Source organism: Halomonas sp. DP5Y7-2 (genome assembly GCF_019802025.1).
Lineage (GTDB): Bacteria > Pseudomonadota > Gammaproteobacteria > Pseudomonadales > Halomonadaceae > Halomonas > Halomonas litopenaei_A.
In genome coordinates, this window is the sequence record NZ_JAHVHY010000007.1 from 329,792 (window position 1) to 356,667 (window position 26,876).

The window sequence follows — 26,876 nt, forward strand, 5'->3', positions numbered from 1 at the left end:
GGATTCTAGCATGCTGGCCGAGACCGACGCATCCCCGGCGACCTGCAATCTGCCCGGCAAGGCGCTACCATGGCAGGCGCAAGCAAGACGCCTCCCCAGACAGCGAGACCTCTATGCAAGACACCTTCGAGACATGGATCACCCCCATCATGATCGGCGGACTCATGCTGTTCATGTGCTTCATCATCTGGGATCTGGCCAAGCAATCCAAGGCGGGGCGCTTTGGCACCCTGATGCTGTTCATCGTGCTCGGGGCCGGAATGCTCGGCTATGTGGCCAAGGTGGCGATCACCTGGTACCTCGAAAGCCACGGCGTCTAGACCCGCCAAGGTCGGTCTCTTCCCCCTGCTGCGCCCCGCCCAGGTCCACGCCAGCAGGTCGTGGAGCGCCGTTTGCCATATATCCCATCAGCATCCGTACGGACCTCAGCGTACGAACCACTTGCGCGGACCACTCAATCAGCACAGCGCAGCCAATCAGCACAGCCGATCCGCACAGCCGATCCGCACAGCCCAGCCAATCAGCACAGAATTGTCTGCCGCCAGGCCCTCTACCAACAACAAAGACATACGCGGCTGGGTGCCCTGCCCACGCGGCGCTCTCCCATCGAGTTGAACCAGAACCTCAACTCGAGTCGTCTTTTTCTTCGCCTCTGTGTGATATCGATCAAATCATGACGCACCATCGCGCACTTATCCTGTATACACACGCGACATTGTCGTGAATACACTAGCCTAGAGCCAGGTAGGCAACAGCAACCGCCTCGCCATCAGGATCAGGAGCAGCGCCCACGCCCTGCCCCTACGTCTGGCCAACAGTTCGTGCCGGCCGATCTTGTTGGCACAACAACAACGATGACAATGGCCGAGAACATGCACACTCCTCCCAAGACACTGTTTGATTTCCACGGGCGTCCAGGCCTGGCCAAGGCGCTTCCCATCTCGTTACAGCACGTGCTGGCAATGATTGCGTGAGTCATCACTCCTCCGCTTATCGTGGCGGGCGTGGTGGGGGTGAGCCCTGCCGAGAAACTCCAGCTCATCCAGGTCGCTATCCTGGCCTCCGGCGCTTGTACCCTGTTCCACCTGTACGGACTCTGGAAGTTTGGCGCTCGCCTGCCGGCCATATTCGGTGTCGGCTTTGCCTACGTTCCGACGCTGATCGCCGTCGGCAGCCAATATGGCATCGAAGGTATTCTCGGCGCCCAACTTATCGGCGGCATTACCATGGTGATAGTGGGCTACTTCATACAGTTCATTCGTCACCTGTTTCCACCGGTCGTGGCGGGCACCGTGGTACTGGTCATCGGCCTGTCGCTGTATGACATCGCGATCCGCTACATTGCAGGAAGCGGCAACGTCAATGCAGAGGGTTTCGGGAATCTCTCCAACTGGGGGCTCGGACTGCTGACCTTGATTGCCGTGCTGCTGGCATCACAGTTTGGTCGCGGGATCATCAAGCTGTCCGCCATCATCATCGGCATGCTGGTGGGATATCTGGCTGCCATCCCGCTGGGCATGATCGACCTTAGCCCGATCCATAACGCGCCCTGGCTGGCAGTGCCCAAGGCCATGCCTTTTGCCATGGAGTTTCACTCTGCTGCGATCATCTCCATGGTGGTCATCTGTGTGATCAACTCAGTGCAGACCATTGGGGATCTATCTGCGACCAGCGTCGCCGGCATGAACCGGGAGCTCTCCACCAAGGAGCTTACCGGAGGCCTTCTCGGCAATGGCCTGACAACCACCATCAGCACCCTTTTCGGTGCCCTGCCGACCTCCACCTACAGCCAGAACGTCGGGATTGTCGCCATTACCAAGGTGGTCAGCCGCACGGTTTTCTTGCTTGCCGGCATTATCGTGCTGGTGGCGGGGTTCAGTCCTAAATTCAGCGCCCTGATGACGACCATCCCCTACCCTGTCATCGGCGGCGCCACCATCACGGTCTTTGGCATGATCACCGTGACCGGCATTCAGCTGTTGATCAAAGACGAGATGACGGCCCGCAACATGACCATCGTTGGCCTATCACTGGCACTGAGCCTTGGCATCGCCTCGGAGCCAGCCGCCATCGAGCAATTCCCGGAAACCTTCAAGAATGTCGTGAGCGGTGCGCCCATCGTCATTGCGGCCCTCAGCGCCTTTCTGCTCAACCTGCTGCTGCCACGCAAGACGCTGGCCGAAGAGGCCGCCGAGAGAGACGAGCCACCGACGACAGCGACACCCAGCGCGGCGGCCACCGGCTCTGACAACGGCTAAGCGGTCGACAACCCGCATCGGGCTACCGACATGACCAGCCCATCGATACAGCGGGACCAGCACCAAAAAAAGCGCCGCCTGATATCAGGCGGCGCTTCAGCTTTACAGCCGGTCATTCCTCGTCGTCTGGATGACCTACCTGGCTCTTCAATTTCTGGCCAGGCCGGAAGGTCACCACACGCCGCGCCGAGATGGGGATCTCTTCCCCGGTCTTGGGGTTACGGCCAGGACGTTCGCGCTTATCGCGCAGATCAAAGTTGCCGAACCCCGACAACTTGACCTGCTCATTCTCTCGCAGACAGGCACGGATCTCTTCGAAGAAGGCTTCCACCATGGTTTTCGCCTCCCGCTTGGACAGGCCAAGTTCCGTGTGCAGATGCTCGGCCAGTTCTGCCTTGGTCAACGCTCCCATGTCGTCATCCTCATGGTGATGGTCACGCCAACCGTCCGCGCCCGTCAGGCTAAAGCGTCAAGCACGCAGCTCAGCATTGACTCCCTGCCGAGCCGTTGCCACGATGGCATCGACCAACTGATTGATTTCTTCGTCATTTAGCGTGCGCGATGGATGCTGCCAGGTCAAGCCCAAGGCCACACTCTTACGACCTTCGGCTACACCTTTGCCCTGATAGACGTCGAAAAGCGCCAGATCCGTCAACCATTCACCCGCCTCGGCCCTGACCCGGTCGAGCAGCGCCTGTACCGGTTGGTCCTCATCGATGACGAAGGCCAAGTCACGCCGCACCTCGGGGTAGCGCGACAGCGGTGCGAAGGCCGGGATACGGCCCTGGCTGAGTGCATCCAGGCGAACCTCGAACAACACGGCGTCAGTCTTGAGGCCCAGCTTGCCCTTGACCGCGGGGTGCAGCGTACCAATCCAGCCGGCTTCTTCACCGCGATGCAGGATCCGCGCGCACTGCCCCGGGTGGAGCGAGGGATGCTCGCCTGGTTCGAAACGCCAGGCGTCGGCGTCACCGCTGACCTCCAACAGACTTTCCAGATCTCCCTTGAGATCAAAAAAGTCGACCTTGTCACGGCCACCAGTCCAACCCTCGGGCAGACGCGAACCGCAAACGACAGCGCCTAGCATCGGCACCTGTTCCAGGTCATCGAGCTCGCCGCGGAAGACCAGGCCGCTCTCGAACAGGCGCACACGGGTCTGCTGACGATTGAGGTTGTGTTCCAGCGCCCTCACCAGCCCCGGAAACAGACTGGCACGCATCACCGACAGGTCCGCGGAGATGGGGTTGGCGAGAACCGGCGATACCGCTTCAGGCAGCAAGGTCCGCTGCAGCTCAGGCGCGACAAAACTGTAGGTAATCGCTTCCTGGTAGCCACGGGCCGTCATCTGCCTGCGCAATCTGCCCAGCGGGCTGTGCGCCTCATGATCGGCCTTCAAGCCCAAGCGTACTGCGGGACGGCGTACCGGCAGACGATTGTAGCCATGGATGCGGGCCACCTCCTCGATCAGGTCTTCCTCGATCGTGATATCAAAGCGCCAACTCGGCACCTTGACCGTCCAACCACGATCATGGGCGTCAACCGCCATACCGAGACGCTCCAGGATTTCGCTGACCTCAGCGTCGTCCAGGCGCTTTGACAGTGCCTTCGCCAACCGCTCAGCGCGAAGCGTGACGTCTCGCTGACCGGGCAGATGAGCGTCATCCGCCTGCTCGTTGAGCGGGCCCGGCTCGCCGCCACAGATCTCGACCAGCAGCGCAGTCGCACGTTCCACGGCACGTCGCGTCAGCTCGGGGTCGACGCCCCGTTCGAAACGATGGGACGCGTCAGTGTGAAGCCCGTAGGAGCGCGCCTGGCCTGCGACCGCCAGAGGAGTAAAGAACGCGCCTTCCAGGAAGATATCTCGCGTCTCGGCCCCCACACCGGAGTGCTCGCCGCCCATGACGCCCGCCAAGGCCAGAGGACCCTTGTCGTCAGCAATGATCAAGGTGCTCGGATCGAGAGACACGGTCTGGCCGTCAAGCAGCACCAGCTCCTCACCCTGGCGCGCCAGGCGCACCACGACGGCACCCTCAAGATTGGCACGATCAAAGGCGTGTAACGGCTGTCCCAACTCGAGCATGACATAGTTGGTGACATCAACGGCAGGATCGATCGCACGCACGCCGCTGCGGCGCAGACGCTCAATCATCCACATTGGCGTCGGGCGGCTGATGTCGACACCCTTGATCAGGCGACCGATATAACGCGGGCAACGCTGAGCATCCTCGACGCGTACCGGGAAGGTCTCGTCGTGACGTGCAGCAACCGGGTCAATGGTTGGCTCAGTCAGGCCGAGACGATTCAGCACGCCCACTTCCCGAGCCAGACCCTGCACGCTCAAGCAGTCGCCACGGTTGGGCGTCAGGTCCACTTCAATGGTGTGGTCATCCAGCGCGAGGTACTCACGCAGGGCCGTCCCTACCGGTGCGTCCTCGGGGAGCACCAGGATGCCTTCGGAAGTGCCTTCCTCAAGGCCCAGCTCCGATGCGGAGCAGATCATGCCGCGAGATTCGACACCACGCAGTTTGGCCTTCTTGATCTTGAAATCGCCGGGTAGCACGGCGCCGACGCGAGCAAAGGGAATCCGCTGTCCCACCGCCACATTCGGGGCGCCGCACACCACTTGAACCGGCTCACCGCTGCCATCGTCAACCTGGCAGACGTTCAGCTTGTCAGCGTCGGGATGCTGGACCTTGTCGGTCACCTGCGCCACCACGACGTCGCTGAATGACGCCGCAACGGGCTCGACGGCATCTACCTCGAGCCCCGCCATGGTGATCTGGTCGGCCAGCCCCTGGGTAGACAGCTGAGGGGAAACCCACTCCCTCAGCCACTGTTCAGATACTTTCATGAGGACTCCTTGACGTCCTGTTCACGCAGTCAATGTTCTTCGCAGGGCCGCTGTGCGGGCCTCTGATCAATGGAACTGGCGCAGGAAGCGCAGATCGTTCTCGAAGAACAGGCGCAGGTCATTGACGCCGTAGCGCAACATCGCCAGGCGCTCGGCCCCCATGCCGAAGGCAAAGCCTGTGTAGCGTTCGGGGTCGATACCACCGTGGCGGAACACCTCCGGATGCACCATGCCGCAGCCCATCACCTCCAGCCAGCCGGTGTGGGAGCAGACCCGACAGCCTTCTCCGGCGCACATCACACAGGCAATGTCGACCTCGGCAGACGGCTCGGTGAACGGGAAGTAAGACGGACGGAAGCGCACGGACAGGTCGTCACGCTCGAAGAACGCCTGCAGGAAGTCTTCGATGGTGCCCTTGAGGTCCGCAAAGCTGACGTCTTCCTCGATCAGCAGGCCTTCGACCTGGTGGAACATTGGCGTGTGAGTCAGATCCGAGTCGCTGCGATACACCCGTCCCGGGCACACGATGCGGATCGGGGGCTCCTCTGCCTTCATGGTGCGCACCTGTACGGGAGAGGTGTGCGTTCTCAGCAGTCGCGTGGCGTCGAAATAGAAGGTGTCGGCCATGCCACGGGCAGGATGGTGGGCAGGAATATTCAGCGCTTCGAAGTTGTGGTGGTCATCTTCAAGCTCAGGCCCTACCGCCACATCGTAGCCAATCCGCTTGAACAGTCCCTCGATCCGCTCCAGCGTTCGAGTCACCGGGTGCAAGCCACCAGCGGGCTGGCCGCGACCGGGCAGAGTGACGTCAAGACGCTCCGCAGCGAGCCTGGCGTCCAGTTCTGCCTTGGCCAGGGTGTCACGACGTGCCTCAAGCTCCTTGGCCAGCTCCTGCTTGGCCTGGTTGATGCGTTCACCTGCGGCCGGACGCTCTTCCGGCGGCAGCTTGCCAAGCCCCTTGAGCAGCGCCGTCAGCTCGCCTTTCTTGCCCAGATACCTGACACGAATATCGTCTAGCCCGGCCATGCCCTCGGCGGACTGGATGGCGTCGCGAGCTTGTTGAACCAGATCGGGAAGGTGGTCCATACGTTGAGCTCCGGTAGCGTTGATCTTTCTTTAGTGGAGAGTAGCGATGATAAAAGCGTCGCCAAAAAAACAGGGGAAGAGCGGCTGCTCTTCCCCTGGGACGATCATGCACTGACCCTCCTTCAAGAGGGTCAGGTCATCCATCGAACGCGCTTACTGGGCAGCCTTGGCCTTTTCCACGATGGCAGCAAATGCCGCCTTCTCGTGAACAGCCAGGTCAGCCAGGACCTTACGGTCGATTTCGATGCCGGCCTTCTTCAGACCGCCAACAAAGCGGCTGTAGGACAGACCGTGCTGACGAGCACCGGCGTTGATACGCTGGATCCACAGGGCACGGAACTGACGCTTACGCTGACGACGGTCGCGATAGGCGTACTGACCGGCCTTGATGACGGCCTGCTTGGCTACGCGGAAAACACGCGAACGGGCACCGTAGTAACCCTTGGCCTGCTTCATGATCTTCTTGTGACGACGACGGGCGACGACACCACGCTTGACACGAGTCATAGCACTCTCCTGACGTTAAAGGGGGTTCACCAAGGATTAGACGTACGGCAGCATGCGACGCACGAGTGCCTTGTCGGCATCGTGGATCTGCTGCATGCCGCGCAGCTGACGCTTACGCTTGGTGGACTTCTTGGTCAGAATGTGACTACGGAAGGACTGCTTGTGCTTGAAGCCGTTAGCAGTCTTCTTGAAGCGCTTGGCAGCGCCACTGTTGCTCTTGATCTTCGGCATGAGAATAACTCCGCTCGAGTTTCTTTAGAAAATTCGGGGCCAATGGCCAGCTCTGGAGCTGGCCATTCGTTGGACGGGCCGTCGAATCACTTCTTCTTGGGGGCAATGATCATGATCATCTGGCGGCCTTCCATCTTGGGGAAGGACTCCACGGTACCGATCTCTTCGAGATCGGCCGCGATCCGCTCCATCAGCTTGCGGCCGATGTCCTGGTGCGCCATTTCACGCCCGCGGAAACGCAGGGTGACCTTGCCCTTGTCGCCACCTTCGAGGAACCGGATCAGATTCTTCATCTTGACCTGGTAGTCGCCCTCGTCGGTGCCAGGCCGGAATTTGACTTCCTTGACCTGGATCTGCTTCTGCTTCTTCTTCTGAGCAGCTTTCTGCTTCTTCTGCTCGAAGACGAACTTGCCGTAATCCATGATCTTACAGACGATGGGATCGGCATTTGAAATCTGCACGAGGTCAAGGCCTTCAGCCTCGGCGCGCTCAAGAGCATCGCGGGTATCCACGATACCAAGCTGTTCGCCGTCAGCAGCGATCAGGCGGACCTGATCTTCGGTGATACGCTCGTTCATTGGCGGACGCTTGTCCTGGGGGCGTCCTCTGGGGTTGCTTCGCTTGATGGTTCCGTCTCCACTATAGCTTTGGAAGGTGCGAGAGCTGGGAAGGTGCGTGCCTTTACGAGCTTCGCACGAGGGGGCGGCCCATGCCGCCTACCCGTTAGTACCGCTCGGCCTGAACTCGCTCGATGAAGGCATCCACCGTCATGGTGCCTAGATTTTCGCCGCTGCGCGTACGCACAGCCACCGAGTCGGCCTCTACTTCCTTATCTCCGACCACCAGGAGATAGGGTACCTTCTGCAACGTATGCTCGCGAATTTTAAAGCCGATCTTCTCGTTCCTCAAGTCCGACTTGACGCGTAAACCGATTTTTTGCAGACGAGAGGTCAAAGCTTCGGCATATTCCTTCTGCGCGTCGGTGATAATCATCACCACCGCCTGCTCAGGAGCCAGCCACAAAGGCATGGCACCGGCATAGTGCTCGATCAGGATGCCGATGAAGCGCTCCATGGAGCCGACAATGGCACGGTGCAGCATGACGGGTGGCTTACGCTCGCCCTCTTCTGTCACGTACTGGGCACCCAGGCGAGTCGGCATCATGAAGTCGACCTGCATGGTCCCGACCTGCCATTCGCGGCCCAGGCAGTCCTTCATATGGTACTCGATCTTGGGACCATAGAAGGCACCTTCGCCAGGCAGTTCCTGCCATTCGACGTCGCAGGCCTCAAGCGCACCGCGCAGTGCGTTCTCGGCACGATCCCACGTCTCGTCATCACCGATACGCTTCTCAGGGCGCAGCGCGATCTTGATCGCGATGTCTTCGAAGCCGAAGTCACTGTAGACCTTCAGTGCCTGACGGTGGAAGCTGGTCACTTCAGGCTGGACCTGCTCTTCGGTACAGAAGATGTGCCCGTCGTCCTGGGTGAACGCACGCACGCGCATGATGCCGTGCAGCGCACCAGAGGGCTCGTTACGATGACACCCGCCAAACTCGCCAAAGCGAACCGGCAGTTCGCGATAACTGCGCAGTCCGGAATTGAAGACCTGAACATGCCCCGGGCAGTTCATCGGCTTCAGCGCGTATTCACGCTTCTCGGACTCGGTGAAGAACATGCCGTCGGCGTAGTTGTCCCAGTGGCCAGACTTCTTCCACAGCGACACGTCCATAATCTGCGGGCAGCGGATCTCCTGATAGCCGCCCTCCTTGTAGACACCGCGCATGTACTGCTCGACACGCTGCCACAGCGTCCACCCATTGGGGTGCCAGAACACCATGCCCGGAGCTTCTTCCTGCATGTGAAACAGGTCAAGACGACGCGCCAGCTTGCGATGGTCACGCTTCTCGGCCTCTTCCAGCCGGTGCAGATAGGCCTTGAGCTGCTTCTTGTCGCACCAGGCGGTGCCGTAGATACGGGTCAACATGGCGTTGTCCGCATTGCCGCGCCAGTAGGCGCCCGCCAGCTTGGTCAGCTTGAACGCCTTCAGATGACGGGTGTTGGGCACGTGAGGCCCGCGGCACATGTCGGTGTATTCCTGATGCCGGTACAGCCGGATGGTATCGCCCTCGGGAATGCCGCGAACGATTTCCTGCTTGTAGGGCTCGTCACGATGCAGGAACTCGAGCATCGCCTTGTCGCGATCCACGTACTCGCGGACCACATCGTATTCTTCATCGATCAGCTGCTTCATGCGCTTCTCGATGGTCTCGAGGTCTTCCGGGGTGATCGACTGGCCGAAATCGATGTCGTAATAGAAGCCGTCGGTGATCACCGGGCCGATGGCCATCTTGGCCTCGGGATAGAGCTGCTTGACCGCGTGCCCGATCAGGTGGGCGCAGGAATGCCGGATGATCTCCAACCCTTCCTCGTCTCTTGCGGTCAGGATCGCCACCTCGGCGTCCGTCTCGATCAGGTCCGCGGCGTCCACCAATACGCCGTCGATCTTGCCAGCCACGCAGGCCTTGGCAAGTCCCGGGCCGATGCTTTCGGCCAACTCCATGACGCTAAGGGGGGAATCAAAGGTTCTCTGACTGCCGTCAGGCAGTGTCACGATGGGCATGCAAGCTGTCCTTGTGCGCAGTGGTGATCCATACCAGGGATCACGTGTCGCCAAAATGGATTCAATGGGTGAAACAGCGACATAGCCTACCAGATGCAGCGTCGTCGATGCCACGCTCTACCTTCGCGGCGGGCGAATGTCGCAACAATCTTGCGCGACCAAACGCAGCGAGGCGCCCGAAGGCGCCTCGCTGATGTCGTCGCGCTCGATCAGATGATCGAGACAGACTCGGTCAGGGCAAACTTACTGCCACTCACCCAGCTCGACACGACGGTTTTCCGCACGACCTGCATCAGTGTCGTTGGTAGCGATCGGCTGCTCTTCACCGTAGCCGATAGCACGCATGCGGTTCGGCTGCACGCCCTGGCTGGCCAGGAAGCGAGCAACAGAAGCGGCACGCTCCTGAGACAGCTGCTTGTTGTAGGTGTCGGAACCGACGCTGTCAGTGTGGCCTTCGATGCGCACGCCGACGTTCGGGTTGGCACGCAGACGCTCAGCGATACCGACCAGTACCTGCTCAGCCTGAGCTGTCAGGGTGGCGGAGTCGAACTCGAAGTTCACGTCACGCAGGACCAGGTCCTTTTCGCAGCCCAGGGAGTTGACCTGGACGCCAGCCGGAGTACCCGGGCACTGGTCCTGGAAGTCCGGCACGCCGTCGTTGTCGGAATCCAGCGGGCAGCCCACGGCGTCAACCGCGACACCGGCCGGAGTACCCGGGCACTGGTCGTTGGCGTCATAAACGCCGTCACCGTCGGAATCCTTCGGAGCGTCCATCGGCTCTTTGTTCGGCTCAGCACACAGCAGAGCGCCAGCCACGGTGCCGACAGTAGCGCCAACAGCTGCGCCGGTTTCTTCGTCGTCGTCGCTGGTGGTGCCGTAGCCGATGCCGCCGCCGATCAGGCCGCCAGCAATACCACACACCATCGGGTGCTGGTACCACGGCTTAGCGTCGCTCATGCCGGAGGAAGACTGTGAAGCGGAGCTGGCGCAGCCAGAGAGGCCGACAACCAGAGCAGAACCGAGCAGCAAGCCAGTCGTTGATTTTTTCATTTAAGACTCCTTCTTCTTTCTGACACTCAATGCTGAATACGGGTAACCCTGTTCTTCAGCGGGTCCAATGTTGTGCCGATCGAGAAACAGGATAGGTACCCTACTTCCTCATAGGCAAGAAAAGCATGAAATATCGCGACTAGCCAGTCTGATAGCCTTCGATATCTCAACGTCTTCCGCCGACGGCCCATCGTGCAAGAAATGCGCTGCACGACCAATCCCTTGCAGGCGACATCATGACGTATCGCTTCTGTACAATCAAATTAGCACAGCCGATAGACGCCCGTCATTCACTTCATCGAACAGTGTTCGAGATCGCTCAATTGAGACTGTCGGGGTAACGGGCCTGAAAATCCAGCGCAGCCTGTGCCGCAGCCAGCACATCCTCACGATTTGCCTCTTCCACGGCCAACCTCTGCTTGTCCTCGGCAAACCGTTCTTTCGGTGTAAGTGCCTGACGAGCCTGGTGCGTGTGCAGATGCCGGGTCTGCTCGTACACCTCTGCAACAACGCGAAACTCGCGCCGCTCAAGCAGCGCAGGGTCGATCAGTTCAAACAGGACTTTCAGGCGCCAGCAGCCCTCTGTCACATCGACTTGTCGCTGCACCAGGGCCGACGCAACCAGTCCGAGATTTTCCAGGCCGTTTTCCCGCGCGCGACGTTCCTCGTCTTGACGGAAGGCCTCGCGGCGACGCACTTCCTTGCGCAGTGACCAGGCGTACCCGCCCATGCCTGCAATCACGGCACAGCCAATTCCCAGCAGGACAAGTGCAAGCGTCGTGGACATAGAAGCCCCCTTTGCAATGGTCAAAGGGCGCATTCTACACATCCTGACAATGGGCGGAACCGCTTTCGCCGAGGGCGGACGTCCCCATCCGCGCCAGCAGACCTGCACAGCGGCAATCGGTCTCGGCCCCCTTTCGAGGAAGCATAGCGGCTATCAGTGACGATCAGATGAACCCATGCCCCAGACCTACCACCGAGCCCTAACATTGAAGGCCAAAACCGAGGCATGAAATTGACGCCTAAGCCCGAGACCTAACACCCGGGCCTAAATCCCGGGAATACCTAAGAGCCCATCTGCAAGGGCGAACCTGAAAGAGAGCATCAGGCCCAGAGTGTCAGCACCAGAGATAGGTAGTGGTCGCTCAGCAACGCCAGAAACACGCCCAACAGATAGCGTATCGAGAACCAGAATGCCTGCAGCGGCACCTGTTCATCGCGACCACGCCAAACCCTCAGGTTCCAATGCATGAACCGTATATTCAGCAGCAGGATGCAGCACAGGTACCACCATCCACTCATGCCAATGACAAATGGCAACAGCGTCGCCGCGACCGTGAGCCAGCCGTAAAGCCACACCTGCAAACGCGCAAAGTCCAGGCCATGGGTCACCGGCAGCATGGGAATTCCGGCCTCGGCGTATTCGTCTCGCTTGTAGATCGCCAGGGCCCAGAAGTGCGGAGGTGTCCAGGCAAAGATAATCAGCACCAGCAACAGGGGCTCGGGCGCCATGGCGCCCGTCACCGCGGTCCAGCCCAGCAGCGGTGGCGCGGCCCCGGCAACACCGCCAATGACGATGTTCTGCGGTGTGGCGCGCTTGAGAAAAACGGTGTACACCAGCGCGTAGCCCACCAGCGAGGCCAAGGTCAACCAGGCCGTCAGGTCGTTGACGGCGATGGCCAGCACCCCTACCCCCACCACGCACAGCGACAGCGCCCACCCTAATGCCAGGGGCGTTGATAGCCGACCTGAGGCCAGCGGCCGGCGAGCGGTGCGCCCCATTCTGGCATCAAGCTTGCGATCCACCACATGATTGATCGCTGCGGCTCCGGCCGCAGACAGGCCAATCCCCATTAGACCGAGCACCACCGTATCGAGCGGCGGCAAGGGCACCGCCAGCAGCATGCCCACCAGGACACAGACCAGCATCACCGCCACGACACGCCACTTGCACAGCACCAACAGGTCACGCCATACGGACACAGGCGCCATACCGGGAACTACCGCTTGGCCATCACGCATGTAGCCACCCCCGCTTCTTGCGCTGGGGCTCGCTACCGACATCTTGCCCAAGGCGTGAAGGTATCAAAGAGCCTGCGCTGCCGACTCGCCGCCGGTCGGCGTCCAGGTCATCCACAGCCAGCACCAGCGACGTTGGTCGACGTTGGCGGACCACCACGGCCGTGCTGTAGCGCTGTTTCCAGACCACCAGCGTGAACGTGAACACCAGCAAAACAGCCCCCGCTGTATGCAGCAACGCCAGGCCAAGGGGTAGCCACCACAGTACATTGGCCACGCCCAGAGCGACTTGTAGCAGTAGCGCGGCAGCAAGGCTCACCAGCCAGGGCCGCATCTCGCGACGCCGCCAGTAACAGACCACGACGACCATCAAGGCGATGCCCAGCAACCCTGCCCCAAGGCGATGGGCTAGGTGGATGGTGGTTCGCGCCTCAGCATGCAAAGCCCCATGCAGGTAAGTGGGCCCCACTGCCTGGGTGAGATGAAAACCTTCCCCCCAATCGGTCTCCGGCCACCATTGTGTGTTGCAGGTAGGAAACCCCTGGCAGGCCAGTCCGGCGTAATTGCTCGACGTCCAGCCACCCAATGCCAGCTGCATCACCAGTAGCAACAACGCGATGGTCAGCACACGACCGGGCCGGCGCGCTGCGCCAACACCTTGCCCACGGGCCAGGCGCCTCAGGCGAAGATGCAGCCAGACGAAGAGGCTCATCACAGACAGTCCACCCAGCAAATGCAAGGTGACGACCTGAGGCCACAGCTTGAGTGTAACGGTATAAGCGCCAAAGGCGCCCTGCACCATCAACACCGCAAACAGCAGCAGCATCTGGCGCCAGGGCATGCCTTGCCGTCGACGGTGGGGCCAGGCGATCACCAGCAGGCTGACCACCAGCAATCCCAGCCCGCTGGCCAGATAGCGATGGATCATCTCCATCCAGGCCTTGGTGGCATCCAGCGGACTGTCGGGACTGTGTCGCAGCGCTTGGTCAGCATCCGGCACCATGAAGTTGCCATAACAGCCCGGCCAGTCCGGGCAGCCAAGCCCCGCATCAAGCAGCCGCGTCCATGCCCCTGCCAGTATCACCACCGCCGTGAAAGCGGCCCCCGCCAGGCTCAACACTCGCAACCAGAACAGCCGCCGATCACTCATGGGCCACCTCCCTGCTGACCAGCGACGTAAAAGCCTGTGCACTAGACAAGGCCATTGGCCGCGTCTCCGCCAAGGCCTCAGCGCCAGCTATAGCGACTGCATCAACGCGACCACCGAGAAAAGACATTGATCCGGACATCGAAGGAGGCCCATCAAGTGCGTCGGCAACCCCAGGCGTAGCCTGCTGATGCCTTGCCGCGGCTGGCCACTCTGGATTGCGTTTGAACAGGTGCTCGATGTCATCCATCACTGCCCTGGTCTCTGTGCCATCGGCATAGGCCACTGCCACATTCCCAACGGGATCCAGCAACCAGGCTCTGCCTTGGCCACTCCACTCTGGCACCGTCGACCAACGCCAGAGGGATTCGCCGGGTAAAGCAGGCGGCGTTCCGCCAATGCGAAGCCTGGTCAGCCGATGCGCTTCCTTACCCAATGCACGGTGCAACCGCCACCAACGGTCAGCATCTGCTTGGCAGCCACTACCGCAATCAAACACCAGCCGCCACGCCCTTGAACTTGCCATGGGTTCGCCGCTGGCCTGTCTGTCCTCATCAGCAGACCCTGTCACCCCCTGCCCCGTCTCCAGAGCCTCGATGGGCCACTCCGACAACACCGGCACCTGGCTGTCGAGCGAGCCGTGTGCCGTTCGCTCAACGGGGATGCCGATACGCCATTCGGCCATGATCCACGCTACCAACATCGGTGCCACGAAGATCGATATCAGAGCGATCAGTTTCGTGCGCTGCCATGCCAATGCCGTCATGGGCCCTCCCGTCTTTTCGGTCGCTACCGTGCATCAAGGTCTGTCTTGATCAGCTGGTCCTGTCGCATCCGCCTGGCACCCACCACCAAAGCGATCGTCGCGACCCCTGCCAAGGCCCACCACTGCACCGCATAGGCAAGATGGCGCTCGGGGGGCATGACGCTGGGCACCCACCAATCAAGCAGATGGCCCTCGCCTTGCCGCTGGTGCAGCCAGCCGGGGTAGGTGAAAGGCTGCTGCCAGCTGGCCAGCTCGATTCGCTGCAACCGAGTGCCCTCGAGATTGTCACCAAAGCGTGGCGCGCGGCGGCTGTCGATCTGCCATTCGCCACGGATCGTGACCGTACCCTCTGGCGTATCAGCGCTCGGTGCCATCCTTGAAACGCCGGTCTCGATAAACCCGCGCTCCACCAACCAACGCCGTCCCTCCAGGTCAACAAAGGGTGTGAGCACCGCCACACCCAGTTGCTGACCAAGGGTGCGATTATCCAGAAACAGGGTTTCGGCACCCATAAACCGCCCTTGTAACGACACTCTTGCGCCGTCTGGCGGTACTGTCTCTGGCATGTGCACCGTCGGTGCCGTATCGCGATGTTCCAGATAGAGGCGCTTGTCGGCAGCCCGCTCCCACTGCCATAGTCCCAGGCACACTCCCAGCACGATCAGCGCTGCGCAGAGCACGCACCACACCACCAATCGGGGCGACCACCGCCACTCACTGTCACCGGAACGGACGCTTGCCATGCTGCTCAAATCCCTGATCCTGATCGTCTTCATTGCCATGCTGGCCAGTCTGGCCGCAGGCGTCGGATTCTTGCTCAAGGACGACAGTCAATCTCGCCGCCTGCTGATCTCCCTCAAGATTCGCGTTGGCTTGGCTGCCCTGCTCCTGGGCTTGTTGATCTATGGTTTTGCCAGCGGCACGCTTGGCTGAACCGATCAGTCCCTGACCCGCTCAGGTCGTTTTCTGTCTTGAGCATGTCTGTCTCAGTCAGCCCTGTCTCATTCAGCCCTGTCTCAGCCCACTTCCTCTCGACCGCTTCAGCCCTGTTGGTCTCGCCCCCCCCCTGTGCCTTGAGGCAAGGGACGCGGGCTTGCCATCACCCGGTGCCTGTCAGCGTCAGAAGACGTAGACGAAGATGAAAAGCCCAAGCCATACCACGTCGACAAAGTGCCAATACCAGGCTGCGGCCTCGAAGCCGAAGTGGTTGGCGCCACTGAAGTGTCCCTTGCGTATGCGCAGCAGGATGCTGGCGAGGATGATGGTGCCGATGATGACGTGCAGGCCGTGAAAGCCTGTCAGCATGAAGAAGGTTGAACCGTAGATGCCGGCTTCAAGGGTCAGCCCGAGGTGATGGTAGGCTTCGTAGTACTCCACTCCTTGAATAATGATGAAGCAGGTCCCCAGCAGTACGGTGCCGAACAGCCAGTTATGCGTTGCCTGTCGCTCCCCCATCTTCAGCGCTTCATGAGCCACGGTAAGAGTGATGCTGGATGACACCAGCAACAGCGTATTGACCAGCGGCAGCTGCCATGGACTGAGAGTCTCCGCGGGTCCCGAAATGCGGCTATCCGGCGGATCGAGCAATGGCCAGCTGGCCGAAAAATCAGGCCAAAGCAGCGCCGTCACCCCCTTGGCGCCTTCGCCATCCAGCCAGGGCAGTGCCAAGGTTCTCACGTAGAAAAGCGCGCCAAAGAAGGCCGCAAAGAACATGACCTCAGAGAAGATGAACCAGCCCATGCCCCAGCGGAATGAGCGATCCATCTGCGCGTCGTACAGGCCTGCCATGGACTCTCGAATCACATCGCGAAACCACAGCACCATGACGGCGAGAATCCCCACCAACCCTGCCAACATCAGCGGTGACCCCACGGCTCCATGTACCAGCCAGGTGCCGCCTCCGACCATCATCACGCCCATCGCCAGAGAGCCCAGAATTGGCCACTTGCTGGTTGCGGGAACATAGTAGCTGCCACCACTCATGTTTCACCTCCTGAGGACCTGTCCGCCCAGCGCCGCGTGGCCACAGCGTCAATATGCTTGCCATCGTCCGACATCGCGGCTGTTACGGTGTCGTTTTCCTGGGGATATAGGGTGTACACCAACGTCACGGTCTTGATCTCGGGCGGCAAGTCCCTCGTCAGCTGAAACACCAGCGGCGCCGTAAAGCTTTCGCCCGCTGCCAGACGCTGGTTCTCGAAGCAGAAGCACACCAGCTTGCGGAGATGTAGCGATGCCGGCGACGGCGTCACACTTGGCACAGCTCGGGCCACCAGCGAGCGCTCACCAAGATTGCGAAAGGTGAAGTGCACCTCTGCGCTCTGCCCTGGATGCACCCGGATCTGGCGCTCCTCCACCTCTAGCCGCCATGGCAGGCCAGCCGCACCACGTGTCACGAACTGCATGGTCACGGTACGCTCGGCATCCACCTCCTGGTGCGCCAGAGACTGAGCGCTGGACGCTGTCTTGCCGTTCAGGCCCGTCACCTGACAGAAGACGTCGTAGAGCGGCACCAGCGCGAAGGCAAAGACGCACATACCCGCCAGCACCACCAGGGTCTTGATGACGGTGCGTCGCACCTGCGGCCTGCGATCCTCGACGACATTCACCATGGGCGATCTCCCGCACGTCAGTGTTCGACCGGTCGATACTGGAGCGGGTGCTCGAAGGTATGCAGCGGAGCCGGGCTTGGCACGGTCCACTCCAGGTCCTCAGCCCCGTCCCACGCCTTGGCGGGCGCGGTCTTGCCACCTCTTACACACATGATGACGATCACCACGAACAGCAGCTGCGAAAGGCCGAACATGAAGGCACCGATGCTCGACACCATGTTGAAGTCAGCGAACTGCAGCGAATAGTCGGGAATACGCCGTGGCATGCCAGCGAGACCAGAAAAGTGCATCGGGAAGAACGTCAGGTTCACGCCAATGACCGACAGCCAGAAATGCCACTGAGACAACCGCAGGTGCGGATAATGGCCGGTCCACTTCGGCAGCCAGTAATAGACCGCCGCCATGATCGAGAACACCGCCCCTGGCACCAGTACATAGTGGAAATGAGCCACCACAAAGTAGGTGTCGTGATACTGAAAATCTGCTGGTGAGATCGCCAGCATCAAGCCCGAAAAACCTCCGATGGTAAACAGTACGACAAAGGCAATGGCAAACAGCATCGCCGGCTCAAAGCTGATGGAGCCGCGAAACAGTGTCGTGATCCAGTTAAACACTTTCACCCCGGTGGGTACCGCGATAAGCATCGTGCTGTACATGAAAAACAGCTCTGCGACCAATGGCAGCCCGACGACAAACATATGGTGCGCCCAAACCAGAAAGGACAGGATGGCAATGGACGCCGTGGCGTAGACCATTGAGGCGTACCCGAACAACCGCTTGCGCGCAAAGGTCGGGATAATCACCGACACGATGCCGAACGCCGGCAAGATCATGATGTAGACCTCGGGATGCCCGAAGAACCAGAAAAGATGCTGGAACAGCACCGGATCGCCGCCGCCCCCCGCGTTGAAGAAGCTGGTGCCGAAATTAATGTCCATCAGCATCATGGTGACAACGCCCGCGAGGACCGGCATCACGGCGATCAACAGGAAGGCGGTGATCAGCCACGTCCACACGAACAAGGTCATGTCCATCATGCGCATCCCAGGGGCACGCAGGTTGAGAATGGTCGCAATGATGTTGATGGCGCCGAGGATCGAGCTGATTCCGGCAATATGCAGCGACAAGATAAAGAAGGTGGTGGACGGAGGTGCGTAGGTCGTGGACAGCGGGGCATAGAATGTCCAGCCAAAGTTCGGCGCACCGCCAGGCATGAACAATGTGCTCAGCATCAGCGTAAAGGCAATCGGCAATAGCCAGAAGCTGAAATTGTTAAGCCGCGGTAGCGCCATGTCCGGAGCCCCTATCTGCAACGGCACCATCCAGTTGGCAAGACCCACGAAGGCAGGCATGACCGCGCCAAACACCATGATGAGCCCGTGCATGGTGGTCATCTGATTGAAGAATTCAGGCTGAACCAGCTGAAGTCCTGGCTGAAACAGCTCGGCCCGCACCACCAGGGCGAAGACACCGCCGATCAAGAACATGGTCAAGGAGAAGATCAGGTACAGCGTACCGATCTCCTTATGGTTGGTCGTCAGCACCCACCGCATCAGGCCGCGGGGTCGATGATGCTCGTGCTGGCCTGTCGCAGCGCTATCCGCTGCGGAGGATTGCAGACGATGCTTGGGAGGCAGTGACGCCATGGCGAAGTTCTCCCCGGTTGGCAGTCCGTCCGACACGGACCAGGTGTCAGCGTGTCACGTCAATCTGTGTATCGAGGCTGGGTGACGCACGGGGCGTCACTCGGCCAGCATTGCGGCGATCTCGGCGGGCTGGGTGACCTCGCCCGAGTCATTGCCCCAGGCATTACGTTCATAGGTGATGACAGCGGCTATCTCGACAGGATTCAGCGTGGTGCGAAACGCCGGCATGGCCGACCCCGACACACCGTTGACGACGGTGTCGACATGTCGGCCGGGATCATCCAGCAGCGCCTGGTTACCCGCCAGGGCGGGGAAAGCCGGCGGCAGTCCGCTGCCATCAGCCTGATGGCAAGACGCACAGATCGAGCCATACACCTGCTCGCCCCTGGCCATCAGCTCATCCATGCTCCACTCGCGGTCGACGCCCTGCGCCTCCTGGGCGGCGGCCTCCTTGCGCTGTGCCAGCCAGGTGTCGAACTGCTCCTGCTCCACCGCCTCGACCACCACGGGCATAAAACCGTGATCCTTGCCACATAGCTCGGCGCACTGGCCGCGATAGATGCCCGGCTCGTTGATCCTTACCCAGTTCTCATTGACGAATCCCGGCACCGCATCCTGCTTGACCGCCAGCTCCGGAACCCACCAGGAGTGGATGACGTCATCTGCCGTCAGCAGTAGGCGCACCTTCTTGCCCACCGGCAGTACCAACGGTTCATCGACTTCCAACAGGTAATGGTCCCCCTTGGCGCTGTCACCAGTGATCTGTTCCCGCGGGGTCGCAAGATTGGAGGTAAAGTCGACATCCTCACCCAGATAGCTGTAATGCCAGCGCCATTGCTGGCCCGTGACCATGACGTCGAGATCAGCGTCAGAAGCGTCATACATTTTCTTCAGCGTCGCCGTGGCCGGTACCGCCATGCCGACCAGAATCAGCAAAGGCAGCGCGGTCCAGATGACCTCTACCGTGGTGTGTTCATGAAACGTGGCGGCCTTGGCCCCCTGGGAATGGCGGTAGCGAAACAGCGAATAGAACATGGCGCCGAAGACCACCACGCCAATCACTACGCAGATCCAGAAAATCGTCATGTGCAAGGAGTGCACTTCACGACTCACGTCAGTGACACCGACCGGCATGTTCCAGTCAGCCGCGAGGAGAGGACCGCTCACTCCGGTCATCAGCGCTGCAACCAGCATTCCTGCAGTCATCCATACGTGGCGTATGCGCATCGATGCCTCCTGGAGCCTGTGTGATACGTCGGTTGTTATTCGTCTGTCGTGTTACGTCTGTGCCCGGTGGTAGATACGTTCTGATCGGCGAAGTCCCTGGATCTTCACCTGACGCATCCGTCATGACCTGATGCATCCGACAAGCAACACCGCGCTGTTGCCTGACCCGGCACTTCCCGGTAGCGCATCACCCACTTCCCCAACACCAGGTGCCACAACGCAGATCGCCACCTCAACGGTGGAGTCACTACCCCGCCGCCAAGGTGGCGATCACTACCAGTACCACCACAAACAGCACCCCAACCAGGATGCCTACCACGATAAAACTGGACGCCTTTCCAGAGGTAAAATCCTCCTGCCGTCGGGATTCCTTCTGAACGCCAAAGAAGGCGGCGAGTACAGACGTAATGGTCTTCCACATCGCGACCTCCGGTCAGGTCAAGTCATCCCTCGTCCTTCGCTTGACCATAGTTCAGCCGGAGACAGTTTGCGTTGCGCATTAGACGAAGGTCATAGTCCGAAAAGTGCTACCAGCGCCGGTAGCAGAAAGGCCGTCACCAAACCTGTGAGCCCCATGGCAAGCCCAGAGAAGGCCCCCGCCATGGCACCGAGCTTGGCAAAAGCCTGGGCGGTACCAAAACCATGCGCCGCCAGTCCCATGGTAAAGCCCTGCACCACTGGATCACGAACGCCCAGCATGCGAAAAATGAAAGGCCCCAGGGCACATCCAATGGAGCCGGTAATCAGCACAAGGCCCGCCGCTAACGATGGAATACCACCAATCTGCTCCGCCACCCCCATGGCAATCGGCGACGTCACCGAACGAGGTGCCAGCGACAGCACTGTCTGCGGAGACGCGCCGAACAGCAGCGCCAGACCCAGCGTCGAGGCCACCGCCGTCACGATACCCGCGCCACAGGCGGCCAACAGTGGCACCAGCAGTTGGCGCACCCGCTCTCGGTGATCGTAAAGCGGTATCGCCAGAGCGACGGTGGCCGGGCCCAGCAGAAAATGGATGAACTGAGCGCCTTCAAAGTACGTCGCGTAGTCAATCCCGGTCAGCAGAAGAAAGGTAATGATCAGCGCAATGCTAAGCGTCACCGCATGCAGCAGCGGCGTCCCACCCAGCCAACGATTGATGCGCACGGCCAGGGCAAAGGCCAGTAGCGTCACCAGCAGCGAGACCAGCGGATTCCCCGACAGATAGACCCACAGTTCATCCAGAGCAGAGGCTTCCATTAGCGACCTCCCCTGCGCGTCGCCAGCGACGACATCACCCATGCCGTTACCGCCAATGTCAGCGCGGTGGACAGCACCAGAGTTGCCGCGATGGCCACGCCATCATTGGCAATCAGTCGACCATGCACCATCAAGCCCACCCCGGCAGGCACGAACAACAGCGTCAGGTAACGCAGCAGCCCCTCACCCGTGGTCCGCAGACTCTTAGGTACCTTGCCGCGGATCGTCAGACCCACCAGCAGTATGACCATCCCGATAACAGGCCCCGGAATCGGCAGCCCCAACAGCCGAGCCAATAATTCACCCGCAAACTGACAGCCCAGCAATAGGCTCATTCCCAGAATCAGCGGCATCCGCGTCCCCTCCGCACCTTGTTTACTCTCCCTATAGTGTGTCAGAGCACAGACAAACTGGGCAGCGCTGACCATCACCAGCGGTCAATTTCCAACCAATTGAAATAAAAGCGCAAAAAGGGGTTTTCATTTCGAAATGAACGCGCTAGTATACGCCTCGTCTTCGGGGGACAGGCCAGACGGTCACAGAGCCCAAAGGCCAAGTCGGAGCGTGGCGCAGCTTGGTAGCGCGTTGCAATGGGGTTGCAAAGGTCGCAGGTTCGAATCCTGTCGCTCCGACCACTGAATACTTATGAAAAAAAGCTCTTGCGCCCTCCGCGTCGGAGCTTTTTTTTGTGTCTGAAGACATGACCTCATCCAGCCTGGAGGCAATGGTGGCACCCGCTACCTCATCACCGGGTCATGCCCCACCCTTGCCAGCGGTTCGCTGCGGTCCCTTGCACACTCCTGCTGTGACCAAGTCACCGATTCCTTTACGTGGCTTAGCCCCACTAACGGATAGCCCTTTCTGTCTAACTGAACATTCAACACACAACAGCTAGCAAATGTTCTGCTGGGACAACACACCGCCCTTTAACGATTACACCCACCCTTCTTTATCCGGCACCACTTCACGATAAGCTAAGCGCACCACTTCGTGGTACTTCTCATCAAACACTTCGCTCAAAAGGGGCGCGAGATCATTTTCAAGCCAGATGAGTAGCTGCTTTTCAGCCGGGTCATTAAAAAGCTCATCACAGCCCATATTATCCTTCTCCCAATTCCGCGAAAGCCACTCGAAAAGAACGATAGCCTCATGTCGAGATAACAAAATTTTAATTCCATCTTCTGAAGCAACTGCACTGGTCATTGAAGCCCTCGATGTACTACCCTTGAGTGGTCTATTCTTGGCTTAGACTGTCGCATTTATAGTACAGACGCTGCCAGGAAACGAAGATCATATAGCCGAGTGAATTACTTCACCGCATTTAGATATAGTCTCCATGATGAAGTCGTGCGAGATAAACACCCCACTGTCCTGGGGCACTAATATGACCATCATCGACAACACAGGGAGCAGATATAACGACTACCCCGTTATCATAGGAGAAATACCACGCTTCGTTAACATGACAAAAGATTCAAGCCCATTGGGCTCAGGAATTATTTTAAGTTTATCGCCACCAGAAAACAGTAAAACAATACCCCATCAGAAAGAAGCGACGATGAGGCAACATTACTATTTAAAAGACTAAAAAGGAGGCTGCTCGTTTCTGGCTCTTCTCCATGCCCCTCAAAACCACAACCATTTATAGTTGTCTCGAATCGACACGACATAACTATAGAATTATCATTTTTGAAGGTTAAAACAAAAGAACCCACGCCAACGGTAATTCCAACAAGCGCACATTTTTCAAATTCAGCCACATCGTCATCATCCACAAAATTCATAGTTCATCTCTCGGGAGGCATAGCGTTTTTCAGGTAGTGGGACATGATACTACCCACGAGAACCAGGCTTACCTGTTGTGGGATTTAATGGTTGACCTTCTGAAACGGAGACCCAATAGCCACTTTCCACACTAGGTATCACTGTCGATCCGCAAGGCATTTCCTGGATCTCGGTACTAACTTTTGCACTCGGGGTTGGGCCAGAAAGGTAGAAAAGAATACTGCCTGGCGAAGACCCTCAGGTCGTTGCCAGCATTGAGTTTGGCGGCCTCATAGGTCAGGTCAGCCGTTGCTTGCGATCTGGCAGCCCTGGGCGCGCAGGTCCTGCACTTCATCGAGACGATGCTTGTCACCGCCGAACAGGCCGCGACTCTCGTTCCTCTCGTAGCGGTCGCCAGCTCACTGTCATGCTGACACACCGTGCTGGTGTCGTAGGTCTTATTGGGCATGAGAGTGTGGCTCGACATACTGTTGGCGTCGTGTGCACATATTCAGTGAAATATCCTGGCGGTTTTGAAAGTAGCAAACCCTCTCTGTTTCTAAATGTCGACCCGTCATTTTTATGAAGATAAGGATACGCCCCAACAGGGTACGATACCCGCCGTCAGGTCGGTACTGACCGGCACCTATTCGTGGCTCTAACCCTCCCCGGCGAGAGGGACAGGCGGCCCTTCAGGACATTTCCGCTCCTTTTGTGTTATGCAATATGCCATGGTCATACTACAAACCTTATAGATTAAGCTTAAAAATGGGGCGGTGGTTAGCGGTGTCTTTATGCTGACTCTTTTCTGCGAAATATTATCCGGCAATCAATGGAGGCCACGTTGTCGAGAGTATTCGCACTACAAACAAAAGATGTCGTAACACAAGCGCTTGCTGCAAAGGATATTCGATCCTTGATTTCTTCGATCAAAATGCTCGTTTCATCTGCTATGTCCTGAATGTCATCGACATCCTGTTCACACTGTTTCTCAAGCACTGCTAATATTTTCCACCCATCCTCATAGGCCAAACTTAATTGACGCACATTCGTGGACACTAGGCCAAGCATAGCTTGACTCAACATAGCCTGCACCCAGACCCAGTCATCTAAGCTCGGTTTCATCATTTCCCAAAATTCGGATTCGTTGGAACGATGCTTGGACTGCTCGTTCCCTTGATAATAAACACATTAGTTTCTTGGTTAATGCACCCTGCTCATGGGTTGTTATTTAAACCTGTAACACGACTATAGCGAACGACTGGAAAACCTTGCTGAGTCTGGCCTATTATCGCCGCGTCCCCAGAACGATAAGCCGTGAGGACTTGTTGAGCATCTTCCTGACTCCGCATCACTCTCCCGGTGACAGGTTGTCCTGTACGAGGGTGGATACCGCCGTCAATATGCCGAGCCTGAAGTTGCAAGCTTAGGGAAGCTCCGCACTGGTCAGGGTCCTATTTTCCCCCTGCCCCCTCGTCGTTCTCCCCGGCCTGCCCACACCTAATGCCAGACGGCATTGCTCGAGCTCTTCTCATGCGTCTCGCTATGCAGGTCGCGGGCATGGGCGAAGATGATCTCGCCGCCGCTGTCCAGCACCAGGTCATTGCCAGCCTCGAGTCTGGCGCCTTCATAGGTCTGGTCGCCGTCACTGACGATGATCAGATCGCCGACTTCTCTACGTCACTCGGCCTAAGTAACAGATATCTCTTTCTGGCCAACTGAACATACGAGACACTACAGTTATTCGTTAGAACTATTATCTAGTGAATCAGGAGAAGCTAAAAATTGCCATCGCCGAGGATCGATACTCATACCTCTCCCGACTTTACAGATAAAAGCCAACTCCCGATCATTTGGAATAACATCGAACTCGAATAGCTGATCACATAGGTTTTCGAAAGCAATTACACACTCGCCATGTCGAGCTAAGGATATATATTCATCAACAAACTCATCAGGCAAGCGGCCTCGATAGTTTTCTATAGCAACAATGACGACATCTTCAATAGTATTTGGCATATCAATAATCAGGGAATGCAGTAATAATTCCCTCTCCCGCTGGCTCAACTACGACTTTGACTGGAACACCATCGACAATTGGCAAATTCCCTTCAACATCAGTTACGATAAATCGTGCAGGGTTTCCAGCCCTCGTGTAAAGTCCGCCATTTCCTGACTGCGGTTTCCAAAGTAAATTTGGATCAGTTGCAATATCAGATACAGTAGTCATCACCCTATTCGCATCCCATTCACGCGGAAATGGTATTTTTCCCGCCTGACCTGGCCATAGGTGTCCACCACTATTTGGACCATCTCCATACAATATGTGTTGAGTGCGTTGCGAATTCGCAACGTTCGTAGACGGATCCACCAGCGGTTCTATGGGTACAAAATTGCCATCCCTCCCCGGCACATCCGCCACACCACCATACCCTGCCCCTACCCCTGCCGATAACACCACCTGGTTGCCTACGCCCGCCATACCCTTCACGGCATTGATGGCGGCAAGCTCACCTCCCATCGTGAATAGGCCATACCTGACTCCGCCGTCTCAAGCGATATGCCCAGAGACTGCGGCAGGCTTTGGGCGGTCAAGGTCGCTGTGGGCTTACCGTAGAGGGCTTTCACCCCTCCCACACTTCCTTGGTCGGCGGCAGTCAGGGGCCGAATTCCACACCCAGTGACGAAGAACCAGTACTATGAGGTCCCCAATCGATCCATTGATCGTGTTATACGCAGAAACTGCATCCTACCTAATCTATTCTCTACTATTTAACGCTAAAGGACCTAGTTCGGTCCCAGTGAAATATCTCGTTCTGATATCGCTAGCAGGCTCCATCCCACCAAAGAATTCGTCAACTTTAACGAAAGCCGAAATTGACAGCAACATCTCTTTAATTTCAGTCATATATATGTCTAACTCACCCCACTCACATTCAAAAGACATATCCATGTCAATGCGAGTCACACTATTACAACTAACACAAAAAAATCTTATCAAAACAATAGACAACGTAAGATTTTCCGAGATCTCTAACGCTTGAATCACTGTAGTAACATAAATGCCTTCCTCACACCTCTCCATTTTAGAAACAATCTCATCAGTGAAACCACTATAGTATTCGCATTTTTCTCCATCAAATAGCGAAACCTCGAACGGTTCACGTGATTTACTCTCCAGGTATTGCATAAGCTTACCTAGATCTTGTATTTCAACGCCTTCTACAACAGCTTCAAAAGAGTCTTTCATATTCTATCAATCGATAAATCCCTTAAATGTACCATCTAAGTTCAATCTTATACCCCGACCATCATCAATCCGTTTTTCTATGAAGGTCACTCCCCGATCATTCGTAACTCTTTGGAATCGTCCACTTCCCCTAACCACCTCTCTCAAATGCGTCATGGCCTGAGCATTCCAAGTACTCATTGGGCCCGTGACCCCTCCCCAAATTTCTGGATGCCTGTTCGCGTGCTTAGAAAGAGCATGGCCTATAACAGAACTCCCCTTGTATGGCCGCTGAGCAGATTCTAAAACAACTTTAGCCTGTCTAAATGAAACACCCGCCTCCCCCAAGACCCGCGACTGCAGCCACCCTCTTATACCCGACGCCGCAGCCTTGGCTGCAACACCACCACCCGATAGCGTCAGTACAATATCAACATCGGTGGTGTCGACTTCAGCGCCGCCCCCCATGGCACTCCAGTAGGCTTGATCATACACCCTGATGGTATCGGCGGAGCCAGCGCTGCCAATCGAAGCCATCTCGTCCTGATGCTGGACAGTTGCTCCCAGACTATACGCTGAGTCGAGGCCAGTTCCCCAGTAACTCGACTCCACCGTTCCA

At 58.2% G+C, this 26,876-nt stretch carries 30 protein-coding genes and 1 tRNA gene; 4 read left to right on the forward strand and 27 right to left on the reverse strand.

The genetic code is table 11. The features are described 5' to 3' along the window. The first annotated feature begins 113 nt into the window (after positions 1-113). Positions 114-320, forward strand: a complete 207-nt coding sequence (locus KUW18_RS15295) for a DUF2788 domain-containing protein (protein ID WP_206938526.1) — start codon at positions 114-116, stop codon at positions 318-320. 657 nt (positions 321-977) lie between these two features. Next, a complete protein-coding gene (locus tag KUW18_RS15300; RefSeq protein ID WP_409995837.1) occupies positions 978-2,258 on the forward strand; it encodes a uracil-xanthine permease family protein in 1,281 nt (426 codons plus the stop codon). 112 nt (positions 2,259-2,370) lie between these two features. Here KUW18_RS15300 and ihfA read toward each other — a convergent pair whose 3' ends face one another. From ihfA to KUW18_RS15365, 13 genes are all read right to left on the reverse strand, one after another. Beyond that, positions 2,371-2,670 carry an integration host factor subunit alpha gene (gene ihfA, locus KUW18_RS15305; protein ID WP_206938522.1) on the reverse strand — a complete coding sequence of 100 codons (300 nt, stop codon included), beginning with the start codon at positions 2,668-2,670 and terminating at the stop codon, positions 2,371-2,373. Between the two features lie 57 nt (positions 2,671-2,727). Beyond that, a complete protein-coding gene (pheT, locus tag KUW18_RS15310) occupies positions 2,728-5,109 on the reverse strand; it encodes a phenylalanine--tRNA ligase subunit beta (RefSeq protein ID WP_222561780.1) in 2,382 nt (793 codons plus the stop codon). A 66-nt stretch (positions 5,110-5,175) separates the two neighbouring features. Further along, on the reverse strand, positions 5,176-6,195 hold the full coding sequence (gene pheS, locus KUW18_RS15315; RefSeq protein ID WP_206938518.1) for a phenylalanine--tRNA ligase subunit alpha: 1,020 nt from the start codon (positions 6,193-6,195) through the stop codon (positions 5,176-5,178). Between the two features lie 153 nt (positions 6,196-6,348). Continuing rightward, the gene (gene rplT, locus KUW18_RS15320) at positions 6,349-6,702 is read right to left on the reverse strand and encodes a 50S ribosomal protein L20 (RefSeq protein WP_045991494.1); all 354 of its coding nucleotides are present in this window, start codon (positions 6,700-6,702) and stop codon (positions 6,349-6,351) included. A gap of 36 nt (positions 6,703-6,738) precedes the next feature. After that, the gene (gene rpmI / locus KUW18_RS15325; RefSeq protein ID WP_045991495.1) at positions 6,739-6,933 is read right to left on the reverse strand and encodes a 50S ribosomal protein L35; all 195 of its coding nucleotides are present in this window, start codon (positions 6,931-6,933) and stop codon (positions 6,739-6,741) included. 86 nt (positions 6,934-7,019) lie between these two features. Further along, positions 7,020-7,559, reverse strand: a complete 540-nt coding sequence (gene infC / locus KUW18_RS15330; RefSeq protein ID WP_315857894.1) for a translation initiation factor IF-3 — start codon at positions 7,557-7,559, stop codon at positions 7,020-7,022. Between the two features lie 97 nt (positions 7,560-7,656). Next, a complete protein-coding gene (gene thrS, locus KUW18_RS15335) occupies positions 7,657-9,555 on the reverse strand; it encodes a threonine--tRNA ligase (RefSeq protein WP_222561781.1) in 1,899 nt (632 codons plus the stop codon). Positions 9,556-9,798: 243 nt separating this feature from the next. Beyond that, positions 9,799-10,605 (reverse strand): OmpA family protein, encoded by an 807-nt coding sequence (locus KUW18_RS15340; protein WP_206938504.1) that lies wholly within the window; start codon positions 10,603-10,605, stop codon positions 9,799-9,801. Between the two features lie 319 nt (positions 10,606-10,924). Beyond that, positions 10,925-11,392: a DUF2489 domain-containing protein gene (locus tag KUW18_RS15345; protein ID WP_206938501.1), complete on the reverse strand. Its 468-nt coding sequence runs from the start codon at positions 11,390-11,392 to the stop codon at positions 10,925-10,927. Positions 11,393-11,712: 320 nt separating this feature from the next. Beyond that, positions 11,713-12,630, reverse strand: coding sequence for a heme o synthase (gene cyoE / locus KUW18_RS15350; RefSeq protein ID WP_222561782.1), 918 nt, complete (start codon positions 12,628-12,630; stop codon positions 11,713-11,715). Continuing rightward, on the reverse strand, positions 12,623-13,777 hold the full coding sequence (locus KUW18_RS15355; protein WP_222561783.1) for a COX15/CtaA family protein: 1,155 nt from the start codon (positions 13,775-13,777) through the stop codon (positions 12,623-12,625). The genes cyoE and KUW18_RS15355 overlap by 8 nt, the downstream gene beginning before the upstream one ends. After that, the gene (locus KUW18_RS15360; RefSeq protein WP_222561784.1) at positions 13,770-14,540 is read right to left on the reverse strand and encodes a hypothetical protein; all 771 of its coding nucleotides are present in this window, start codon (positions 14,538-14,540) and stop codon (positions 13,770-13,772) included. Before KUW18_RS15360 ends, KUW18_RS15355 begins: the two co-directional genes overlap by 8 nt. Before the next feature lie 23 nt (positions 14,541-14,563). Continuing rightward, positions 14,564-15,283, reverse strand: a complete 720-nt coding sequence (locus KUW18_RS15365; RefSeq protein ID WP_222238389.1) for an SURF1 family protein — start codon at positions 15,281-15,283, stop codon at positions 14,564-14,566. Here KUW18_RS15365 and KUW18_RS15370 point away from each other — a divergent pair. Then, a complete protein-coding gene (locus KUW18_RS15370; protein WP_222561785.1) occupies positions 15,282-15,473 on the forward strand; it encodes a DUF2909 family protein in 192 nt (63 codons plus the stop codon). The genes KUW18_RS15365 and KUW18_RS15370 overlap by 2 nt on opposite strands. A gap of 186 nt (positions 15,474-15,659) precedes the next feature. Here the strand turns inward: KUW18_RS15370 and KUW18_RS15375 are convergent, their stop codons facing one another. The 7 genes from KUW18_RS15375 to KUW18_RS15405 form a co-directional block, all read right to left on the reverse strand. Next, positions 15,660-16,523 (reverse strand): cytochrome c oxidase subunit 3, encoded by an 864-nt coding sequence (locus tag KUW18_RS15375; RefSeq protein WP_206938490.1) that lies wholly within the window; start codon positions 16,521-16,523, stop codon positions 15,660-15,662. Beyond that, positions 16,520-17,152 carry a cytochrome c oxidase assembly protein gene (locus tag KUW18_RS15380; protein ID WP_222238387.1) on the reverse strand — a complete coding sequence of 211 codons (633 nt, stop codon included), beginning with the start codon at positions 17,150-17,152 and terminating at the stop codon, positions 16,520-16,522. The genes KUW18_RS15375 and KUW18_RS15380 overlap by 4 nt, the downstream gene beginning before the upstream one ends. Positions 17,153-17,169: 17 nt before the next feature. Further along, the gene (ctaD, locus tag KUW18_RS15385) at positions 17,170-18,798 is read right to left on the reverse strand and encodes a cytochrome c oxidase subunit I (protein WP_222561786.1); all 1,629 of its coding nucleotides are present in this window, start codon (positions 18,796-18,798) and stop codon (positions 17,170-17,172) included. A gap of 96 nt (positions 18,799-18,894) precedes the next feature. Then, positions 18,895-20,025 carry a cytochrome c oxidase subunit II gene (gene coxB / locus KUW18_RS15390; RefSeq protein WP_222483220.1) on the reverse strand — a complete coding sequence of 377 codons (1,131 nt, stop codon included), beginning with the start codon at positions 20,023-20,025 and terminating at the stop codon, positions 18,895-18,897. Positions 20,026-20,272: 247 nt separating this feature from the next. Beyond that, positions 20,273-20,446 (reverse strand): DUF2970 domain-containing protein, encoded by a 174-nt coding sequence (locus tag KUW18_RS15395; protein WP_222561787.1) that lies wholly within the window; start codon positions 20,444-20,446, stop codon positions 20,273-20,275. A gap of 89 nt (positions 20,447-20,535) precedes the next feature. Then, positions 20,536-21,264, reverse strand: coding sequence for an LrgB family protein (locus KUW18_RS15400; protein ID WP_206938480.1), 729 nt, complete (start codon positions 21,262-21,264; stop codon positions 20,536-20,538). Further along, entirely contained in the window at positions 21,264-21,617 is a 354-nt protein-coding gene (locus KUW18_RS15405) for a CidA/LrgA family protein (RefSeq protein ID WP_206938478.1), read from the reverse strand. Before KUW18_RS15405 ends, KUW18_RS15400 begins: the two co-directional genes overlap by 1 nt. 205 nt (positions 21,618-21,822) lie before the next feature. On the opposite strand from KUW18_RS15405, the gene KUW18_RS15410 reads away from it, so the two are divergent. Then, positions 21,823-21,899, forward strand: a tRNA-Pro gene (locus tag KUW18_RS15410). A gap of 298 nt (positions 21,900-22,197) precedes the next feature. Here the strand turns inward: KUW18_RS15410 and KUW18_RS15415 are convergent. The 7 genes from KUW18_RS15415 to KUW18_RS15450 form a co-directional block, all read right to left on the reverse strand. Further along, positions 22,198-22,467 (reverse strand): hypothetical protein, encoded by a 270-nt coding sequence (locus tag KUW18_RS15415; RefSeq protein WP_222561788.1) that lies wholly within the window; start codon positions 22,465-22,467, stop codon positions 22,198-22,200. 293 nt (positions 22,468-22,760) lie between these two features. Beyond that, entirely contained in the window at positions 22,761-23,048 is a 288-nt protein-coding gene (locus KUW18_RS15420) for a hypothetical protein (RefSeq protein ID WP_222561789.1), read from the reverse strand. Between the two features lie 1,480 nt (positions 23,049-24,528). Further along, positions 24,529-24,690: a hypothetical protein gene (locus tag KUW18_RS19985; RefSeq protein WP_409995796.1), complete on the reverse strand. Its 162-nt coding sequence runs from the start codon at positions 24,688-24,690 to the stop codon at positions 24,529-24,531. 78 nt (positions 24,691-24,768) lie between these two features. Further along, a complete protein-coding gene (locus KUW18_RS15435; protein WP_222561791.1) occupies positions 24,769-25,047 on the reverse strand; it encodes a MafI family immunity protein in 279 nt (92 codons plus the stop codon). A gap of 1 nt (position 25,048) precedes the next feature. After that, positions 25,049-25,549, reverse strand: coding sequence for an EndoU domain-containing protein (locus tag KUW18_RS15440; RefSeq protein WP_222561792.1), 501 nt, complete (start codon positions 25,547-25,549; stop codon positions 25,049-25,051). Positions 25,550-25,786: 237 nt separating this feature from the next. Further along, a complete protein-coding gene (locus tag KUW18_RS15445) occupies positions 25,787-26,278 on the reverse strand; it encodes a hypothetical protein (protein WP_222486047.1) in 492 nt (163 codons plus the stop codon). A gap of 6 nt (positions 26,279-26,284) precedes the next feature. Beyond that, the coding region (locus KUW18_RS15450) for a hypothetical protein (protein ID WP_222561793.1) at positions 26,285-26,876 on the reverse strand (592 nt) is incomplete at its 5' end.

Excerpts from the sequence above, each read along its gene's own strand:
- KUW18_RS15375 (WP_206938490.1), bottom strand. The coding sequence starts at position 16,523 with ATGAGTGGTGGCAGCTACTATGTTCCCGCAACCAGCAAGTGGCCAATT.
- KUW18_RS15295 (WP_206938526.1), top strand. The coding sequence starts at position 114 with ATGCAAGACACCTTCGAGACATGGATCACCCCCATCATGATCGGCGGA.
- ihfA (WP_206938522.1), bottom strand. The coding sequence starts at position 2,670 with ATGGGAGCGTTGACCAAGGCAGAACTGGCCGAGCATCTGCACACGGAA.
- KUW18_RS15440 (WP_222561792.1), bottom strand. The coding sequence starts at position 25,549 with ATGGGAGGTGAGCTTGCCGCCATCAATGCCGTGAAGGGTATGGCGGGC.
- KUW18_RS15400 (WP_206938480.1), bottom strand. The coding sequence starts at position 21,264 with ATGGAAGCCTCTGCTCTGGATGAACTGTGGGTCTATCTGTCGGGGAAT.
- KUW18_RS15395 (WP_222561787.1), bottom strand. The coding sequence starts at position 20,446 with ATGTGGAAGACCATTACGTCTGTACTCGCCGCCTTCTTTGGCGTTCAG.
- KUW18_RS15405 (WP_206938478.1), bottom strand. The coding sequence starts at position 21,617 with ATGCCGCTGATTCTGGGAATGAGCCTATTGCTGGGCTGTCAGTTTGCG.
- pheT (WP_222561780.1), bottom strand. The coding sequence starts at position 5,109 with ATGAAAGTATCTGAACAGTGGCTGAGGGAGTGGGTTTCCCCTCAGCTG.
- cyoE (WP_222561782.1), bottom strand. The coding sequence starts at position 12,630 with ATGCGTGATGGCCAAGCGGTAGTTCCCGGTATGGCGCCTGTGTCCGTA.
- KUW18_RS15380 (WP_222238387.1), bottom strand. The coding sequence starts at position 17,152 with ATGGTGAATGTCGTCGAGGATCGCAGGCCGCAGGTGCGACGCACCGTC.
- KUW18_RS15420 (WP_222561789.1), bottom strand. The coding sequence starts at position 23,048 with ATGAATTTTGTGGATGATGACGATGTGGCTGAATTTGAAAAATGTGCG.
- KUW18_RS15445 (WP_222486047.1), bottom strand. The coding sequence starts at position 26,278 with ATGAAAGACTCTTTTGAAGCTGTTGTAGAAGGCGTTGAAATACAAGAT.
- KUW18_RS15365 (WP_222238389.1), bottom strand. The coding sequence starts at position 15,283 with ATGGCAAGCGTCCGTTCCGGTGACAGTGAGTGGCGGTGGTCGCCCCGA.
- KUW18_RS15340 (WP_206938504.1), bottom strand. The coding sequence starts at position 10,605 with ATGAAAAAATCAACGACTGGCTTGCTGCTCGGTTCTGCTCTGGTTGTC.
- KUW18_RS15415 (WP_222561788.1), bottom strand. The coding sequence starts at position 22,467 with ATGACCAGTGCAGTTGCTTCAGAAGATGGAATTAAAATTTTGTTATCT.
- rplT (WP_045991494.1), bottom strand. The coding sequence starts at position 6,702 with ATGACTCGTGTCAAGCGTGGTGTCGTCGCCCGTCGTCGTCACAAGAAG.
- KUW18_RS15370 (WP_222561785.1), top strand. The coding sequence starts at position 15,282 with ATGCTGCTCAAATCCCTGATCCTGATCGTCTTCATTGCCATGCTGGCC.
- ctaD (WP_222561786.1), bottom strand. The coding sequence starts at position 18,798 with ATGGCGTCACTGCCTCCCAAGCATCGTCTGCAATCCTCCGCAGCGGAT.
- KUW18_RS15435 (WP_222561791.1), bottom strand. The coding sequence starts at position 25,047 with ATGCCAAATACTATTGAAGATGTCGTCATTGTTGCTATAGAAAACTAT.
- KUW18_RS15360 (WP_222561784.1), bottom strand. The coding sequence starts at position 14,540 with ATGACGGCATTGGCATGGCAGCGCACGAAACTGATCGCTCTGATATCG.
- rpmI (WP_045991495.1), bottom strand. The coding sequence starts at position 6,933 with ATGCCGAAGATCAAGAGCAACAGTGGCGCTGCCAAGCGCTTCAAGAAG.
- thrS (WP_222561781.1), bottom strand. The coding sequence starts at position 9,555 with ATGCCCATCGTGACACTGCCTGACGGCAGTCAGAGAACCTTTGATTCC.
- pheS (WP_206938518.1), bottom strand. The coding sequence starts at position 6,195 with ATGGACCACCTTCCCGATCTGGTTCAACAAGCTCGCGACGCCATCCAG.
- KUW18_RS15345 (WP_206938501.1), bottom strand. The coding sequence starts at position 11,392 with ATGTCCACGACGCTTGCACTTGTCCTGCTGGGAATTGGCTGTGCCGTG.
- KUW18_RS15355 (WP_222561783.1), bottom strand. The coding sequence starts at position 13,777 with ATGAGTGATCGGCGGCTGTTCTGGTTGCGAGTGTTGAGCCTGGCGGGG.
- coxB (WP_222483220.1), bottom strand. The coding sequence starts at position 20,025 with ATGCGCATACGCCACGTATGGATGACTGCAGGAATGCTGGTTGCAGCG.